Raw genomic sequence first — 18,453 nt, 5'->3', positions numbered from 1 at the left:
GGTTTTTAGTAAATAAAGTTATTCCCCGGCAATACCGGAGCGTTCCACACTTTCTACAAAATGACGCTGTACGAACAAATACAGAATCAGAATTGGCAGAATGGTTAGAATACACGCCGCCATAACCTGATTCAGTCCAGTTGGGGCCATCCCAATAGAACCCGAAGTCATTTGCGACATCGTCTCCGCTGCCTGATTATTGGAACCATAAAACATCGCTAATCGCTGCGACAGATTATAGAAATCCGGTGTTGTTAAATACGTATTCGGTTCAAAGCTGTCATTCCAGTGCCATACCACAGAGAACAAGAATACGATCAGCATTGCCGGCTTGGCGATAGGAAACATGATTTTCCAGTACGTTCTGAATGCGCCTGCACCGTCGATACGTGCTGCTTCCTCCAACACTTTAGGCATGCCGCGATAGAACTGAATAAAGATCAGTACGAATAATGCCCCCTTCAACCCGTGCCCAAACATAGAAGGAACCACAAACGGCAAATGTGTATTAATCCACCCCAAGTCACTAAAGAACAAATACAGTGGCACAACAATCGTCTGCGGTGGAACTAGAAAAGTAAACAGCAGCAGAACGAAACACACTGCGTAGCCTGGAAAACGGTATCTGGCAAAACCATAACCGATTAAGGAACAGCTTAAGATTTGCAGAACTGCACTCCCGAAGGAAATAATCGCACTATTTGCGAACCCGGCCCAGAATTTAAGCGAATCCCATGCCAGAAAATAGTTGCCAAAACTTATCTTTTTCGGAAGCCATTGCACTGTGGCATCGGCCACGTCTGTTACTTGCATCATGGATTTGGATACCATGTATAACAAGGGATATAGGAATACGAACGTTAAGCTGAGAATAACCAAGTAATAAAAAGCGATATTCAGCACCTGAAGCGAACGTTTCACGACCCTGTCCAGCCTGCCGCTTGCTTTTAGACGAGTTGTCAGATGTTCCATGTTCGTTGTCCGAACCTGCTTTACGGATTCCTTCAACATCTTCTACTTCCTCCCTTCGGTGGCACCGAGCGACTTGCTGAATAACAGGAAGACCAAACCCAGAACCAAGAAAATAAACACAAAATAAATCCAGCCCATCGCTGAGCCATATCCAAAATCATTATTCTTAAAGACGACATTCAAAATATGACTCATGATTTGATTATCTGCCTTCGTGAATGAGCTGACGATACTAAACAATGTGTTTACGAGCATCATCGGCATAATCATCGGGAAGGTGATTTTCCAAAAGCTTTCCCACGCGGTTGCTCCATCACATTTGGCCGCTTCATACAGTGAAACAGAAATCGTCTGTAACCCCGCTAGAAAAATCAGAATTTGCACGCCAGAATCCCACATCACCAGCGTTAAAGATTCTGCATATTTCAGCAACGACTTCAAAATGTCGCCGGGGATAAAGTTATGGAGCTTATCATATAAATCCTGGTTATAAAAAATCGGTAAATTTGCGGCACCCTGATCCATCAATTTGCCCAGGATCGCCCCTGAAGCAATGATGACCGGCAAAAAGAACACGCCACGAAAAAAGGTTTTTCCTACGAGTCCGCGATTTAGCAGAATCGCACAAAAGAGCGAAAAGATAAGAATTAACGGAACCTGAGTCACCGTCGACACCATCGTCGATTTGAGCAGAGGCAAGAAATTAACATCTGTAGTAAAAGCGGCGCGATAATGCTCCATCCCAACAAAAGTGGCCAGTAAGCCGCCTTTGCTCACTTGGAGATCCTGAAAGGAATAATACAAGGAACGGCCCAGCGGAACAGCCATAAACACCAGAAATCCGACCAGCCACAGGCCGATGAAGGAATATCCTTCAACGAAATAACGCGCTCGCATCGATAGCTTTGATTTTTTCACTTCATCATCCTCCTGTTACCGCATAGCTGAATGCCTCGACGGTCTGACCAGACACGTCAACAGACTGCTCATTATAGTTGACTATAATGCTCACACCGTTTGCATAAGTCGTCCGAAAGACTTTACTTTGCAGCTGCTCATGATTCGTCATTTGCTGGTTGCTAATGCTGTCATAGACCTCTTTCAATGCGAGATAATTCTGCACAGAAGGTGCCAGCCAGTTCTCAAGACTAGAGCTGAACAGCCGGTCTGCCATGGTTCTCTGAAGATCGCTAGTCGGAGCATAAGTTAATTCATAACTTGGAAGGGCTCCATATTCCAGCGCCCGTAAGGTTTGGTTACGGGAATCATCGTACAGATTAACCGGGCTTGCTGTATAAGGCACTAAGCCGTGTAACACTAGTTGATAAAAAGGAATCGCCCGATCTGTATAGACAAATTGACTGGAGTCGAGCGGAACTTGATCAATCCGGTTCACATGTCCTAATGTATAGGCAAAACCATAATCTACTGCCGTGTTAAGCTCACCCTTACGGAAGTTATCCAATGCATTAACATAAGTATCTTCTGTAAGCTGGCGGTCCGTATTGGATTTATTATCCTCATCGGAGTATAGCAAGCTTCCAAAGTGTTCAAACTGTACACCCTTCACACCCAGATCCTGAAACTTGCTTAACTCAGCATTACTGCGTTTTGCGATAACACTAGGTTTCATTAAATAGAAATAATCATCCGTATTCCACCGGGTAGAGAGATAATAGACATACTGCTTCAAGACTTCACGATTAATACCGCGGACAGCATCTCTGCTTGTCTTCACGCCGTTGCTATCTTGGAAAGGTTTCACGTAGTTAGCTTTCAAATAAAGATTTACGCCCTTGCCTGCGGCATATTCCTGAAGCTCTTTAAGTCCCTTTTTGCCTCCCAGCTTCTTCTCAACAGGGAATTGTTCTGGCTGGTTTCCGTATAAACCATTTTTGGACCATCCCTCGATCGTAATCTCTAGCTGAGTAACACCCTCTGCCTGATATTGATCAATCATGTCCTTGATTTGTTTAAACGTAGCTGCTTCTATAAAAGTTGAACCGATGACTTCATCACGTGAAATCCCACCGAGCACTTGAAGATACAATGGCGTGTTCTCAAGAACTACTTCCTTGACCTTTTTCTCTTCCATTAAGTAATTACGGTATTCCTTCGCCATCCCAACGTAGTTAGCTTCCTCGCCTTGAAGCAGAACATAACGTACGCTACGATCGGTTTTGATCATCTCACCCTGATAATAAGGAATTTGGCCGGAATTGCCGACAAAAATAACATCATCCTTGCGCAGGGTAAATTCACTTGATGCTCTATAAAGCGAAATAGCGCGAATGCCTGATGGAACACCGTTGATTTTAGCGTCGGTATCTCCCTTAGTAACAATTGCTAAATATCCTGTGTCTCCCTGATAGATCCCAAACACTGGCAAGGCGATAGCTTTTTTAAGAGGTGCCGCCTTTTGCCAAGAGTTATCCGTAATTTCATGATTTTGTTTCACAAAGGTTTCGTCCCCGCCGTAAATGTATTCAGAATAACCTTTCAAATAAGCGGGATGATCTTTCCGAAACTCCAGCAATGCCCCTGAACCATCTGGAAGCATCATTGCCCCCTCTGCATCTTCTCTAGCCGCATGAAAAAATGGCAGCACCTCCAGACTCGTGAATTTCGCATTCCCCTCTTCCTTCAAATACTCCTGTGGAATGGAAGCCTCAAATCCATTAGCAGTCAGTCTGTACTCCAGAGCAAAAGAAAGCTTCAGGCTAATAAAAGCAAACTCCGCGCGGACGACATCTTGCTCAATCGTTACGGTAACCGTGGAGTCTTCATCTTTAAGTGGGTAGACCTGTGTAATGTCAGCCCCCTGTGTGTATCTGGCATAAATTGGCGCGGTCGTATATTTCTTAATATTTGGCATGGCTGTTCGCTCCAGCTGTGGAGATCCAAGCCACTCCTTGTTTGTGATTTTGTCTGTGATGCGAAGATTTCCCGATTTCTCATCTACATATAAAATATAGCGTTCGTTCTCCAATGCTTTTGTTCCAGGCGTGACCGGCTGTAGCTCAACCTTCTGTACAGGTGCTGCTACAGCGGCTGGAGCCTGCTCTTCTACGGGAGCCGTGGTCTCCTTTTCTTGCACAGAAGTGGCCTGCCCTTCAGCTGGTTCAGTCACCACCGATGTTTGCTCTTGCCCAACCTCTTTGCTTTCTTCAGCCTGAACAGACTGCGCAGCGGTGGACGGATCGGCGGAACTGTGTAGGGGTTGAACATTTATCACTGCGAACAGCATCATCACAACAATACAGAGAATGCCCCGCACTTTAACTTTTTTTCTCATCGTGTTACCTTTCCCTCCTTACGCGCGCAATCTCAACTCTTTGAGCAGATCGACAATAAATGAAACAAATTGATTGGAAATACCAAACAGCAAAATGCCTACAAACCAGATAATGGCGATCCCTATTACACTGATTATGGTGATAAAAATAACCTTTCGAATCTCAAAATCATGCAGGATCTTCACCTTCATTAAAATCAACCAAGCCACCCAAAGAATCACAAACTTGTGCAGCAGATTGAAGGTTGAAGCCTCATCCAGCGAAAGGATCAACGTTAGCAGTGTGACTGGGATGATAAAGAGCATGTATGGAACAAGCGCAAAGGCACTGCCCACAAAAATCTCTTTAAATTTCCCCTCACCATCCATAATCGTACTGACACCCCAGTTCGAGATACACCAGGTCAACCAAGGAACGATAAGCCAAATAAACTCATGAAACATAGAGATTTCATGCGGCTCTCTAGTTTGAAAAGCATACCCTGTAATCAGAATCGAGATCATTCGTGCCACAAAGGTCAGTAGAACGATGGCAATCCCCTGTATCCAGCGGATACGCTGCTTACCCTGAATATCGTTATAGAACTGATAAGGATGAACTACAACCTGATGAATCATTCGCAAAGTGTTCATCCAATCTCCCCCTTTGCCGGGTCCAATACTGCCTTGTTTCCTCTATACAGCCAGGCATGGAATCTCCGGTATAATCTCGGCGCACTCCAGAACAGTACTAAGAACAGTCCAATTCCGCCGGCGAAGAAATAAGTAAAGTGCTCCCGGATATACAATTTACGATATTCGCGGAAAGCGGATGAATAGTCAGCTTTGGAATTTGAAAGCTTGAAATAGCTCATAGATTCCTTATATTGCTCTGCTTTATAAAGCGCTTTGCCGATAGCCTGATAAGCCATATCATAATTGGCGTTTAATCGCAGCACCTCTTGCCATAAGGATTGCGCTTCGTCATAGCTGCCATCTACATATAGCAAAGATGCCTGATGAACCAAATCCGCAAACGGCGTGGTCCGGAAGCGATCGATTCTGCCCCGTCCTTTATCCACTACATAGATGAGACCATCAGCGGTTTGATCTACGGCGGAAGGAGTCACGAAGAGTCCATTCTGATCCCCGATCCCGCCGAAGCTGAATAACAAATTCCCCAGCTTGTCATATTGAAAGACTTTACTGGACTGCAAATCCAGCGCGGTTATAAACCCGTTCTTATCAATACTGATTCCCATAAAGGAAGCCATACTGAATGGACCCTCGGAGTAATAATCGCCGTACCAGCGTTTACCAATGTTCAGCGTATCTACGCCTACCGGAGATAACCGTTTGATCTGGTTATACTCTTCGCCCAGGGTTGTGCTGTAGATAAATCCTTCTTCATCCAGATCCACGTTGGAGAACTCAGAAGGTTTAACCGTCGCCAGCTGGTTCTGCTGCTCTTTGGTGGCCACCAGCTTAATTAAGAGTCGTGTCCAGGAGAAGCCTACATGGTTCGCTCCATAGAACCCCTTGAACTTACCGCCCGAGTCAATTTGCAGCAACCCCTGCGTGTTACCATCGCTCACCACATACATATAATCACGCTTATCTACAACTAATTTAGAAGGAGAATAAGAGAAATTAGCACCCAGTAATGGGCTATCCGGTTTTAGAAACTCTTTTACGAACTTTCCATTTTTATCAAAAATAGCAATACGCGCGTTTTTTGTATCTGCTACATATACCGTTCCATCCTCTTTCACGAATACACCCTTCGGCTCCTGCAGCTTGCCGCTGCCTTCCGTATCGCCGATCAGATTTAGCAGACGACCGTCCTTATCCATATGAACAATACGGCTATTGCCCGTGTCTACTACGTAGAGTGAATCGTCATCACTAATAAAGAGAGATTCCGGATTTTTGAAGGACCCCGTATCTGTTCCTGTTGGATCGATAGAAGAATCGTAGAGATAACCATTAATCGAGCGGACCTCATTGCCGGACTGATTCCACGTATACCCCTCATACGGGGCTTCGCCAGCTAGTGCCTGCCCTGGAAGCAGCAGCACTGGCAGTGTCAGCGTCACCAGTAGCCCTGTTAGCAGCATTTTTTTCATATTGCGTCCTATCATCATTACTCCCCCTATTCCTTCAGCCCCGAATGGGCCATTGTCTGAAGCACCATCCGCTGCGTTAATATAAAGACAAGAATAGTCGGGAGAATCATCAAGAAGCTTGCTGCTGCCAAAGTACCTACCCTAGCAACGACTCCGGCTCCACCACTGATGGTTTGGATGGCAAGCGGCAATGTCTTCATTTCCTGAACAGTCGTATACACCATTGAAGGATACGGATCATTCCAAGCAGAAATAAAGCTAAATAAAGCAAAAGTCGAAATCGCCGGCTTAAGCATTGGCATCACAACCACCCAGAATACCTTCCATTCTGAAGCCCCGTCTATGCGGGCCGCCTCTAATAAAACATCTGGAAGCTGCCGCAGGAACTGGGTCATAAGAAACATTCCCATCGGTGCAGCCAGATAAGGTAAGATCATTGCAAAATACGAATTCATTAATCCGCTGCGGCTAATCAGCAGATATTGCGGAATTTGCAATACTAAAGGTGAGAACATCAGCGCCGCCACAATCATACTAAAGATAGCGCTTTTAAATGGCATATTGTGCTTGGCAAGCGGATAAGCCGCCATTGCTGAAATTAAGACACCCCCGACCACAATCCCCGATGTAACGACCACGCTATTGAAAATAAACCGTGAGAACGGCACCGCCGAAGTTCCGGTAATTAACAGCAAATCACGAAAGTTCACCAACGTCGGATTCACTACGAAAAACCGCGGTGGGAACAGGAATAGTTCGCTTGTTGGTTTTAAAGCAGTCACTGCCATATAGACAAGTGGCAGCAGCATAATTAGGCCAAACACCGTTAAGAACAGATATAAAAAGATGCCGCCATAGTCAATACGCCGTAAATTTATTTTGTGCATCCTAATCCCTCCCCAGCACTTTGAAGATGAGACGGTTGAGCCCAAGCATCAAAGCGAACAGTAATACAGCAATCGCTGACGCATATCCCATCTCAAAGCGGATAAATGCGTAGTCGAACAGATGCGCCATAATCGTATGGCCTGCATAAAGGGGACTCGGAAATCCAACAAGCCGCATACTGACGTCAAATACGGTAAGCGAACCGACCACCTGCATCACCGCACCGAATAATAGCTGCGGTTTGACGCATGGAATCGTAATGTACCATAGCTCCTGCCAGCGGTACTTGACCCCATCAATTGAGCCAGCTTCATATAAATCTGTCGGTACATTTTGAAGTCCGGCCAGAAAAGCAAGGAAACCTACCCCCATACTCATCCATAAGGAAACTATGATGATCACCGGTACGATCGAATCTACATTTTGTAGAAATAAATAAGGTTCATTGATAATCCCCAGCTGAATGAGCCAGTGATTGAGCAACCCCTTGCGGTCTCCGGCGAACAAATACAACCAAACCACGGACATTGCTACTGCACTTGTAATCGATGGCACATAGTAGCATAGGGTATAGAAAAAGCGGAACTTCTGCGGAATCTGGCTAATCAGCCAGGCCAGCAAGAAGGCCATAATATAACCTATCGGACCTGTAATAATGGCAAATTTCAGCGTAATCCCAACAGCTTTAAGAAAGATATCATCGTCTACAAACAACAGCTTATAGTTAGAGAAGCCAATGAATCTCGGTGTCTCAATAATGTTGTAATAGCTGAAGCTTAGAACGACGGACATGATAATAGGAACAATAGTAAAAACGGTGAATAGAATCAGGAAAGGGGCCAAGAAATAATAGGAAACTTTATTTTTCTTGATATCTAACCAAAGCTGAGTCCATTTCCCGGGAGTTTTCGTCGGCTGCATCTGTACGGCTTCGTTCTGTGCCGGTGTAATTATTTCACTACTCATTTCTGACCTCCTTCCTCTTTGGCGCTTGAAGTCTGGGAAGTTTCAATTCCGAACTCTTCGCGTTTCTTACTGAGCTCTTTATTGATTTCACGCACACCTTGCTCCATCGCCTCCCGCGGGAATTTACCGTTGAGCACAATTTCATTCCAGATGTTGGCGATATGCCGGGTCGTGTAATATCCTCCAAGCACCACTTCGCGCTCTTTAAACCACTCCCACTGTTCCATAATGGCGTCGATATCATCTTGCTGCCACGGCAGACGTTTGAGTGCTTCAACATTGGCTGTATTCCAACGAGCTTCAACACCCAGCAAAGACTCAAGCTCTGAGCCGAAGTTCTCCTGTGCATCCGCACTGGTCCACCATTTCAAGAACTCCCAAGACTCTTCTTTCATATCCGTATCCTTAAAAATAATTCCTGTCTGTGCAAGCCCGCCTGTAGAACGGTTAATCTGTCCATCTGCTTGTTCAATACCCGGCATTGGTTTCATGCCCCACCAGCCTGTCAATTCAGGTGCGGCAGTAGATAACAGAATGTATGTGGAATAATCAGCAACGCCGATTGGCATCTCTCCAGAACGGAAACGGTTATAGAAATCCGCTTGTTTCTGCAGCTTGTAGTTCGTAAAGAGTCCCGTCCACATTTTCATAGCTGTCAGTGCTTCTGGTGAATCCAGATCAGACAACATCCCATTATTCTTATAGAAATCCCCGCCATACTGGAATAAGAACGGCGCAAACTCATTAATGGCTAGACTCGGATTGTTCGGGGCATGTGGATAATAGAAGTCCATCCCGTTTTGTTGCAGCACAGGAATCAGTTCCATAACCTCTTGCCACGTATTCGGAATATCCTTCTCGCTAATGCCCAGCTGTGCCATAATATCTTTCCGGTAAAAGAGCATCGTGAAGTTCTGATTCTCCGGCAATGCGAAGTCTCCGTTATCATACTTATAAGGAATCAGTGCACCCGCTCTGAAACGTTCAGCAACCTCTTGATAATCTGAGAATTCATTCAGATTCACGAGTGAATTCCGCACCGCGAAGTCAATCGGCACTTCACCCTCAACCCCCAGTGCCACATCGGGAGCAAGTCCGGCAGTATTGGCTAATAACAGAATCTGCTTCTGATCCGCTGCAAGCGTAGGAATAATATTGACGTTCACCTTGATGCCCGTGTTTGGTGTAAAGTCCTCATCCACCATTTGCTTAATGATCTCCGCCCAATCACGTCCACGAGAGATCCAGACATCCAGCACCTTTTCATTTTTGTACGTATTCCCTATGCCGCTGTAATCCTTTGTAAAAGAACTAAAGAAGTCATACGTCATCGTCCCTACACGGGTATACCAAGGAGCCGCGTCTTTAGGCCATGGCTGATCTTCCGACTTCACTTCAATATAGTCCATTACAATACTCTGCTTCATTAATCCGTTGACCCATAAGCCAAGCGATGACTGCAGATCCGTAAATTGCTGAAGACGACCTGGAATACTTGAGGTATCCTTCGCCATTTCCAGGAACCGATCACGTGCTTCATAAAGCGTACTCAGCTCAGAGCTTCCATCAGCAACGCCAAAAGCATACATATCCTGCACAGCATCATCCAACGTCCGCGCCATCAAATGTAAACGTGGCACAAGATTAGGAATGTTCTGCTCCAGCTGCCAATCCCCGTTTGGATCAGGGTTCGTTCCCGTTACCTGCGTGATTTCACGTCCCAAAAGAGACATTTTATGTGTAGTGTTCAGCACAGCTTCAATCATTCCGCCTACACCCGATACTTGAACTTCCATCCGCAACGTATGCTTGCCTTGTTCGAGATAAAAGAAGTATTCTCCGTCCTCATTTCCCAGCTTGTTTACTTGCCATTCCGCTTTGTAAGGGAATTTCAAGGCATTCAGCTCTTGGAACGGTACCTCGCCATCAATCATAATCCGGCGTTCCACCGGTATCCCGTTTAGGAACCACTGGCCGTAACGAATTGCGATATTGTAGAGCCCTGACTCAGGAATCTCGAAATCCCATTCCGCCCATTGTCCACCCGTACGCCACCCGACACCCCCAAAACTATTAAGCACAATAGCATCTTTGTTAAAAGGTTCGGTGAGTGGCTCCCGGTCCTCGATCCGCTTCAGCGTTGGATCTGAACGAAGGGAGGATTCTTCTGCCTGAATTTTGATCACTTGATTCTGAACAGGCTTGTAACCCTTATTCTCATACTCCTGCTTCACTTCCGCATAAGTCGGGAGCGGTTCTGGAGAAAATATTCTCAGTTCACTAAGTGCAGCCGGTTCCCGGATGGCTTCCAGCTTCACCGTATGCTCCCCTTTGGTTAGATAAAAGCGAAAGGGATCCGCAGTTCTGGCCTCGGCATCTCGAAACTCCCGATATTGCCAGCCTGTTACCTCTTCCCGCTTGGGATTAAATTCATTCCCTTGATTGTCCAGCCATGGCTCTGCACTTTCCTTCCACATCCGCTGGAATTCCATTTTTTTTACTTGAGAGAATAAATACTCCCCATCAATCTTTACGCTTCGAATGATCGAGGATCGTTTACCAGGAAGGGCATAATACTCCATCCCCATCTGATATAACCCATCTGCCGGAACCGTAAATGTATATTCCACCCAGCTATCCTCTGCTTTAAGCGCTAGTACCTTGCCGGGTTTTCCACCAAGATCCGTCATTACCTCTGTACCTTCAGCACTAATGGCCGTATAATCCGCCGAAGGAATAGCAAGCGTAAAATCCGATGAGTCCTTTGCTCCATCCTGCTGTTTTTCCTCGTAATAGCTTAAGTAAGAGGCTTCGAGTTTTGAATTCACACTATCGCTTTCTAAAATAGAGCTTTCATCAACATCCGCATAAACGGGGATGCCCTCCATCGCTGAATTATCAAACCCTCGTGATTGATTCCACCACACTAGGGAGACTCCTAAAAGTACCAGTAACAACAAACTAATCTTATATTTTCGCAGTATGCGTAACACGCATCGGTCTCCTCCCATCTTTACGGGCCTCTCGGACTTAAGTGAATACAAGCAGGGCAGCTCTGGCAATTGCAGGCTGCCCCTCCTGTTATTAGATTTCCTTACGGCTGCATTCCCATTGCCTTTTTAAAGGCAGCAATTTCTTTGGAAGCTTGCTTCAAGACATCATCACCAATTTTTTGAATAGCCGTCTTGGAATCTGTGTTCTTAGCCAGTGCATCACCGATCGCCGCTATAAAGATTTCCCAGCCCTTGTTATCTACTGGTGTAAGGTGTTTGACTGGAATATCGTTGCTTAATTGCTCATATAGTTTAAATTCCTCTTGCCCACCCAGATATTCATTTTTAGTGTTTGCGTACCAATCAAGACTGGAAATATCCTTGTAACCCGGCTGAATGGAATGTTTTGTCCAAATTTTCCAAGCATTTTCACTTCTCATGCTCCACTGAATGTAAGCCCATGCCGCTTCTTTATTTTTGCTTTGCGAAGGAATAACAAAGCTTGAGCCGCCCATTCCCACGTTAATTCCTATTGGCAAACGGGTTACCTTCCATTTTCCGGCAAGCTCAGGGAATGTTTCCTGAAGTCCGCGCGCTCCAAATGAACCCGATACGACACCAACTAAATCACCTTTCAGAACTAGCTGTTTACCTTCGTCTGAGCCATAACCGATATGAGGTGCCCAGCCCAGCTGTTGTCCACGTTTTGTAATATCAAGAACTTTCACCATTTTGTCCGTATTACGTGTCCAGTTCATATCCTTATCAAAGTAGCCGACTTCATCTCCTGCCCATACGATCGGGCCATCGCTCCACTCCATGAAATATTTACCGTTAGCTTTCAAAATTTGAGCCAGGTTCAAGAGATTCTCTTCATCTTGCATGTATTCACCAAGCTCAGCAGGATCACTTGGCAATCCAAGCTCTTCAAAAATGTCTGCACGGTAGTAATAAACCCCCGGTGTCATATCCCAAGGCATACCAAGCAGCTGTGAGCTGTCCGGTGTCATCCAACGTTCCCAGTTATATGGAGCAACCAGATCTTTATATTTTCCAGCGTTATAAGGCTCTTCCAAAAGATTCTCCAGCACATTGCCCGCCATATAACGATTCAACTGGTACATTTCGACTTCTGCTACGTCCGGTGCCCCGCTACCTGCGGCGATTGTCGTTTGCAGCTTGTCATGCAGGTCGCCAAAGGGCATAACTACCGTCTTCAGCTTGATTCCAGGATATTCAGCCATAAATGCAGCGCCGACTTCCTCGAACACTTTTTCATTAAAGGCCCAAACGGTAACCTCACCTTGAATATCTTTGCTTGGCAGGTCGTTGGCAGGATCTGCTGCTTCCGTGCCCTCAGTAGCTGTTGCATTGGTTGGCTCATTAGCATTATTAGTTTTTTCATTGTTCGTTTTACCGTTGTTAGCTGCATTTTGATTCGTCGTTGAGCTTCCAGCGCTGCTACAGGCTGACAGAATAAGCACAAAAACCATTACCATACATACGACTAAACTGCTCGTTTTTCTTTGCGAAATCATAACCTAACCTCCCTCTTAAATTGAACAAATAAATGCTTGTTTATAGTGAAGGAGTGAACCTCCCTCCGTGACCGGCTATTTCCCCCCTTCCTTTAGTCTTAACACGGTCACGGAATATTTCGGGAATTCAAACTCCAGACTACCTTTGTCTACACTTACCTTTTGAGTTACAGGTGCCACCTTGTCAGGTTCAGCGAAGCTATTCTCAGCATTTAAATCGTCTGACTGAAGTACGGTAGCTGTTCCTTCCAGACTTGATGTGGCAAGTCCGGCAAAAGAAACATCCGTGCGCTGAGCAGTGTCACCCGCATTAACGACTTTAACGATCAACTCACCTGTGGCAAGATCACGGCTCGCAGTTTGGAACAGCGGCCCTGCTGGACTTTCATCGTTCACCTCTTGTATAAGCTCATCGTCGAGATAGAGCCGGATATTAGCACCTGATAATTCAATGCGGATATCGTACAATTTCCCAGTCTCAATCCTTACAGGAACCGTTCTTCCGATGACTGCTCTTGTTCCACCTACTGATTTTTCAATCGCGCTCTGCGTATTTCCCCAGCCGCCAAGATTCCACCAATAGAAGTTACCTTCATCTTTAGAGCCGAACATAATGAGCATGCCTTCTGCTCCGCCAGTCTTTTTCGCCTTAAGAGAAAGTGTATAATCACTCCATGAAGTCTCACCGGCAACTGCACGAATATCAATATCATTAGAAGTCTGCTTAAAAGTACCCTTGGATTGTTCCCAGTCCCCATTGTTTAGAGTCCAGGCTCCGGAATCCTTCTTGAAATGATCTTCAAAAAGAACGTCATCACCTTTCGCTACTCGTACATCGCTGTACTCTACCTGGGTGGCCCAAGTCCCCAAACCAATTCCACCTTGAATGGATTGCTTACCGGAGGTTTCTTCTTGACTTAGAGCCACAAGTGAGGTTGGAAGAACTACATCCCCCTTATTGCTTCCGAACATCTGCTGCACATGATAAGAAGGTGTTCCGTAGCTAGTCGATGAATCAAACACAATAGCGTCCGGGTTCCAAGTACGATCCTTCGTATTCACAAACAACGGGGCATAAGAGGACATTTTTACGATATCAGAATTCCGTTCCATGCCCATCATAAAAGCGGCCTCGCCGATTGCAGCGTTCAGATTGCCTTCTCCGGCACCCTTGGTTACCGCATACTCACCAACATAAATCTCAGGACCACTCCGGTCATAAGTATCGTATCTGTTCGAGTTGCTGAGGAACCATTCAGAGGTTTCATAGTAATGCTCATCAACCATCTCGATAGGCTCACCTTCAACTGCCGCATTGGCAATGAGATGAATCTCTGGATACTTCTCTTTAATTGCTTTATAAAACAAGCCATAACGCTTAATATATTCACTCATCTGGAAATTGTTTTCGTTACCAATCTCTACATATTTCATATTAAAAGGCTCCGGATGACCATTGGCGGCTCTTTGTGCCCCCCATTTGCTAGTAACCGGTCCGTTTGCATATTCAATGGCGTCCAGCGCATCTTGTATCCATGGCTGAATTTCACTGACTGGAACGGTATTCTGCTTGGCTATAGGATCTCCGTTATGTGAAATCCCGATATAAGCTACATATAATGGTTCCGCTTTCAGATCTTCGGCCCATTGCAGATATTCGTGAAAGCCCAGCCCATCTGAGGAGCGGTAATCCCAATATCCCTTATGACCGGGACGCGTTTCAATCGGACCAATGGTGTTCTTCCATTGATAAGCATCAGTTGGCGTTTTCCCTTCCACAAAACATCCCCCCGGAAAACGAACGAATGCGGGTTTCATCGCAGCTACCTTTTCAGCCAAATCGATGCGAAGCCCATTCTCCCTGTTGTTCCAAGTCTCAGGAAACAAAGACACCATATCGAGATAAACAGTCCCTACATTGGCAGCAGAGATTACAATTCGTGCGTTTGCTACAGTACCTGTAGAAGTCAGTGTGTATGTATATGGATGCCATCCTTCTTTTAACTTATCAACGGTCTGTTCTGCATATAGCTCTTTGCCATCTGGGCTCTCTAACGTTATACGCAGTGGCATATTGTCCCCTGGCTCTGGCCGCGCATAGAAAGACAACTTGTAACTGGCATCCTTCGTCAAAGCAATCCCCCAGTAACCATTATTCACAGCAGATACCGAACCACCCTCGGCAGCTGATGATACTGTTAAAGCCATTGCCTGGGTCTGAGCATCGTTCAAAAGCTTACTGCTGGTCAGAGCAAGCTTCCCTTTACTCCCTCCTTTTTCATCAATCCACCAATTGAACAGTGTGACCGAACTATCCTCAAAGGAACGATTGGAAATCAGCTCTGCATATAGCCCTCCATCTCCCGCATGATTAATCTCTTCGAAAAAGGCTCCGTACAACATCGGGCTGATCTTAGCTCCCGGATTCCCCGTATCCACAGTCAACGTATATGCGGTTCCACTACTTGTGTTAGCTGCTGTCGCCGTTGGAAGAGTTTCCTTTCCCGCTTCACCCGTTGCTTCTTTGGCAGACTCCTGAGACAGTGTTGCTGGGTTTTCGCCCTTAGAAGCCCAATAATACGTCAGCCCGCCAATCACAATCACGAAAATCAGCACCGTAAGCCATAGCTTCCGTCCATATTTATTCAAAGATAATTCCCTCCAACTTTTTATTAGCGTTTTCATTTTTATGAAGTGAACAGATCCTTCCATTCGTAATAACTTAAAATCATTTCACAAAACCTAAATGAATCCGTTTCCATTGATAAAATACCATACTAAAATCGGGTTGTAAATAAATTAAACTAAACCTTTTTATACTTTTATGAATATAATTTCCAATAGTTTTGCAAGAAATTAAGAGATTTATTAGTTTTTTTAAAACAAATTCCCTCTTTTCATCTCACCATCTTTATATTTTTCTAAAATAAACGGGGGTTTACAGCCCTAAGTAAGTTTAATTTTCATTTTTTTCTTCATTTATTTTACTGTTTTATTTTTCCATTCAAATAATAATGAAACTAAAATTAATTGTATTGCCCCCAAAAAATCATATAAAAAAAGCTCCCCCTTGCCTAAACTCAGGCAAAGGAAAGCTATAGTTCAATCTCCAACTAAATTTAGTTCCGCCACTTCATAAACTTGTAATCAAGAAAATCAACAAGCAAGAAGAGAATAAAACCGACCAAGCTGAACAACATAATTCCAGCATACATCTCCGGATAATCTAATCTTAACCACGCATCCATGATGAAAAAGCCCATACCATGCTCTGTTCCATAGATCTCCGTAAAAAACAGTACAGATATCGCCGTTCCAAGCGAAATACGAATCGTACTCAGAATTACTGACAATGCACCCGGCAGTGTCACATGCCAGAACTTCTGCACAGCGCTGGCACCTATACTAGTTAAGACATCATAGGTATTGTCCGGAATAGCCTTAACCCCATCCCTTACCGAAATGATGATCTGAAACAATAAAATCAGCATGATCATTAGGATTTTGGACGTCTCCCCAAGCCCGAAGAACAGCATCACTACTGGAAGCAGGGCAATTTTGGGAACAGGATACGTCAAGTAAACCACAGGGTCCAGCAGTTTGTTCCAGGTCAATGAACGTCCCATTAGAAGACCTATAAGCAGTCCAATAATTAACGCCAGTACCACACCTGCAAAAATTCTGAACAAGCTATACCCTACATTTATAGCAATATCCTGCGCCCCTAACTGAAACATCGCCTTATATACAGCAAAGGGACTTGGCAGAATCGAATGGTTCATAAGTAAAAATGCGATATACCAGACTACATTCATACAGACAAATACAAATAGCAGCCTTACTAGATGATGAAGTCGACGTTTGTTTACCATATCTCCTGCATTACCTTTCTAATCCGCTTAGTCTGCTCAAAGAAATCCACACTGTCCCGCTTATCCTCATGCTTCATATGAAACACCAAATGATTATCAATAATTTCAGGTGTAGTTTCTTTGTTGGACGGCATGACGATAATCTTTTGCCCCAGCAGAATCGCTTCTTCCACATCATGAGTGACAAATAATGTAGTCGTCGGGTTAGCCATCCAGTTCTCTAAAAAGAGGACCTGCAGTGTTTCCCTTGTTATCGCATCGAGTGCAGAGAATGGCTCGTCCAGCAACAGAATAGTAGGCAAAATGGCAAAAGCTCTGGCAATCGCTACTCTTTGCTGCTGGCCTCCACTGAGGGATAAGGGATAACGTTCTGCTAAATCAGAGATCCCCATCGACGAAAGCCACTGCTTAATCTGCGTCTCCCGTTCTTGCTTGGATGAACTTGCCGTATGCGTAATCTTCATTGCGATTTGAATATTATCATGTACAGTCTTCCAAGGAAGAAGCCCATAGTTCTGCGGCACCAGTCCAATTAACGTTTCTTTCTCATGTACAGATTTCTCATTAAAAAGAATTTGTCCCTGATAACTAGGCAGCAAGCCCGCAATCGCCCGTAATAAAGTAGATTTCCCGCTGCCGGAGGGTCCGATAATGGTGTAGATCCCATGTTCCGGCAAAGATAAATCCACCTGACCTAAGGCTAATTGTCCGCTCTTATATTCTACTTTCAGATCCTTTATGGCGAGTCCTTTATTTCTTGAATTGGACATCAGAAATCACATCTTCAGCCGAGATATTTTTGCTGAGCAAACCTTTTTCCCGTGCCCAAGCAAATGCAGCCTCTACTTCCTTCACATCCACTTGATAAGCTGGTACATAATCCGGTACTTTGATCTCATCTTTTAATGTCTCTGGATATCCTACTTCTTTGATTACAAGATCGATATATTCAGATTGCTCATGGGATTTCATATAAGCTACTGCTTCATCATATGCAGCATACATACTGCGGATAGCTTCTGCTTTGGCATCAATTGCAGTTTGCGGGAAAGCTAATACGAACGGATTTACTCCCGCAGTTAGCGTTGAGCTCAGTACACGCAGGCCTGAGGTTTTGCCCATCGTTACAAAAGGTTCTGGCAAAATTGCCGCATCCGCCTTATTATTCTTAAGCAATTCTAAACGGGTCGGAATCTGTGGAACCTCTGTCACTGTAATATCAGCTTCGGTCAGACCTGCTTGTTTCAGCATCATTGCCACTGTATATTGTGTGGAGGTATTTTTGGACAAAATCACGGTTTTCCCCTTCAAATCCTTCACATCCTGGATCGATTCATTTCCAGTCAGTAAATCAAATTCCCCAAAAGTTATACTGGTGATCTTCACATCCAGTCCAGCCTCATTGTAAATGGAGATCGCAACCAGGTCAGCACTTAGACCATCCAGCTTGCCTGCTTGAAAAGCTACATCCCGATCTTTGGCGCTTTTAAACGTCTGGATGTCCAGATCCACACCGTGGTTTTTATCGAAACCTTGTTCATGTGCGATGATAAAAGGAATAGCATCAATCGAGGGTAATAAACCGAGCGACAATGAGGTAACTTCTTTTGCAGCCTCTGGAGCAGCTCCCTCTGACGATTCTGTATTTGTATTATTTTTCGAACCACAACCGACTGCAAGTGCAGCGATGACAACAACCATCATAGATAACAACAACATTCTCTTTAGACCTTTATTCTTCATTTAACTCTCCTGCCTCCATTATTCTTTCTATAGTGTAATTCTCTGTAATATTCTTTGCTCACTCATAAATGTGCATGCAAA

Annotated in this window: 13 protein-coding genes; all 13 read right to left on the bottom strand. The window is 44.8% G+C overall.

Annotated features, from left to right (window positions below; genetic code table 11):
* Nucleotides 1-18 precede the first annotated feature (18 nt).
* The 13 genes from MHH63_RS02920 to MHH63_RS02860 all read right to left on the bottom strand — a co-directional run bounded on the left by MHH63_RS02920 (nt 19) and on the right by MHH63_RS02860 (nt 18,372).
* Nucleotides 19-1,011: a carbohydrate ABC transporter permease gene (locus MHH63_RS02920; RefSeq protein ID WP_081387615.1), complete on the bottom strand. Its 993-nt coding sequence runs from the start codon at nt 1,009-1,011 to the stop codon at nt 19-21.
* 3 nt (nt 1,012-1,014) lie between these two features.
* Nucleotides 1,015-1,890, bottom strand: a complete 876-nt coding sequence (locus tag MHH63_RS02915) for a carbohydrate ABC transporter permease (RefSeq protein WP_081382489.1) — start codon at nt 1,888-1,890, stop codon at nt 1,015-1,017.
* Between the two features lie 4 nt (nt 1,891-1,894).
* Entirely contained in the window at nt 1,895-4,267 is a 2,373-nt protein-coding gene (locus MHH63_RS02910) for a DUF5696 domain-containing protein (RefSeq protein WP_340394558.1), read from the bottom strand.
* 18 nt (nt 4,268-4,285) lie between these two features.
* Entirely contained in the window at nt 4,286-4,900 is a 615-nt protein-coding gene (locus MHH63_RS02905) for a YIP1 family protein (protein ID WP_076303280.1), read from the bottom strand.
* Complete coding sequence (locus MHH63_RS02900; protein ID WP_339244739.1) at nt 4,897-6,390, bottom strand: hypothetical protein; 1,494 nt, start codon at nt 6,388-6,390, stop codon at nt 4,897-4,899. Before MHH63_RS02900 ends, MHH63_RS02905 begins: the two co-directional genes overlap by 4 nt.
* Nucleotides 6,391-6,398: 8 nt before the next feature.
* The gene (locus tag MHH63_RS02895; protein WP_340394560.1) at nt 6,399-7,259 is read right to left on the bottom strand and encodes a carbohydrate ABC transporter permease; all 861 of its coding nucleotides are present in this window, start codon (nt 7,257-7,259) and stop codon (nt 6,399-6,401) included.
* Between the two features lies 1 nt (nt 7,260).
* Nucleotides 7,261-8,226, bottom strand: a complete 966-nt coding sequence (locus tag MHH63_RS02890; protein WP_052097291.1) for a carbohydrate ABC transporter permease — start codon at nt 8,224-8,226, stop codon at nt 7,261-7,263.
* Nucleotides 8,223-11,153, bottom strand: coding sequence for an extracellular solute-binding protein (locus MHH63_RS02885; RefSeq protein ID WP_340011189.1), 2,931 nt, complete (start codon nt 11,151-11,153; stop codon nt 8,223-8,225). Before MHH63_RS02885 ends, MHH63_RS02890 begins: the two co-directional genes overlap by 4 nt.
* Nucleotides 11,154-11,320: 167 nt before the next feature.
* Complete coding sequence (locus MHH63_RS02880; RefSeq protein ID WP_340394561.1) at nt 11,321-12,757, bottom strand: ABC transporter substrate-binding protein; 1,437 nt, start codon at nt 12,755-12,757, stop codon at nt 11,321-11,323.
* A 75-nt stretch (nt 12,758-12,832) separates the two neighbouring features.
* Complete coding sequence (locus MHH63_RS02875) at nt 12,833-15,406, bottom strand: alpha-L-arabinofuranosidase C-terminal domain-containing protein (protein ID WP_340394562.1); 2,574 nt, start codon at nt 15,404-15,406, stop codon at nt 12,833-12,835.
* A 470-nt stretch (nt 15,407-15,876) separates the two neighbouring features.
* A complete protein-coding gene (locus MHH63_RS02870; RefSeq protein WP_081383954.1) occupies nt 15,877-16,629 on the bottom strand; it encodes an ABC transporter permease in 753 nt (250 codons plus the stop codon).
* Nucleotides 16,623-17,399, bottom strand: coding sequence for an ABC transporter ATP-binding protein (locus MHH63_RS02865; RefSeq protein WP_076129171.1), 777 nt, complete (start codon nt 17,397-17,399; stop codon nt 16,623-16,625). Before MHH63_RS02865 ends, MHH63_RS02870 begins: the two co-directional genes overlap by 7 nt.
* Nucleotides 17,380-18,372 carry an ABC transporter substrate-binding protein gene (locus MHH63_RS02860; protein ID WP_341171195.1) on the bottom strand — a complete coding sequence of 331 codons (993 nt, stop codon included), beginning with the start codon at nt 18,370-18,372 and terminating at the stop codon, nt 17,380-17,382. The genes MHH63_RS02865 and MHH63_RS02860 overlap by 20 nt, the downstream gene beginning before the upstream one ends.
* Between the last annotated feature and the right edge of the window lie 81 nt (nt 18,373-18,453).

Source organism: Paenibacillus sp. FSL H3-0310 (genome assembly GCF_038002785.1).
In the GTDB taxonomy this organism is placed as follows: Bacteria; Bacillota; Bacilli; order Paenibacillales; family Paenibacillaceae; genus Paenibacillus_AQ; species Paenibacillus_AQ odorifer.
Note: the sequence above shows the minus strand (reverse complement) of the source record. Positions and strands in the feature narration are given on the sequence as shown.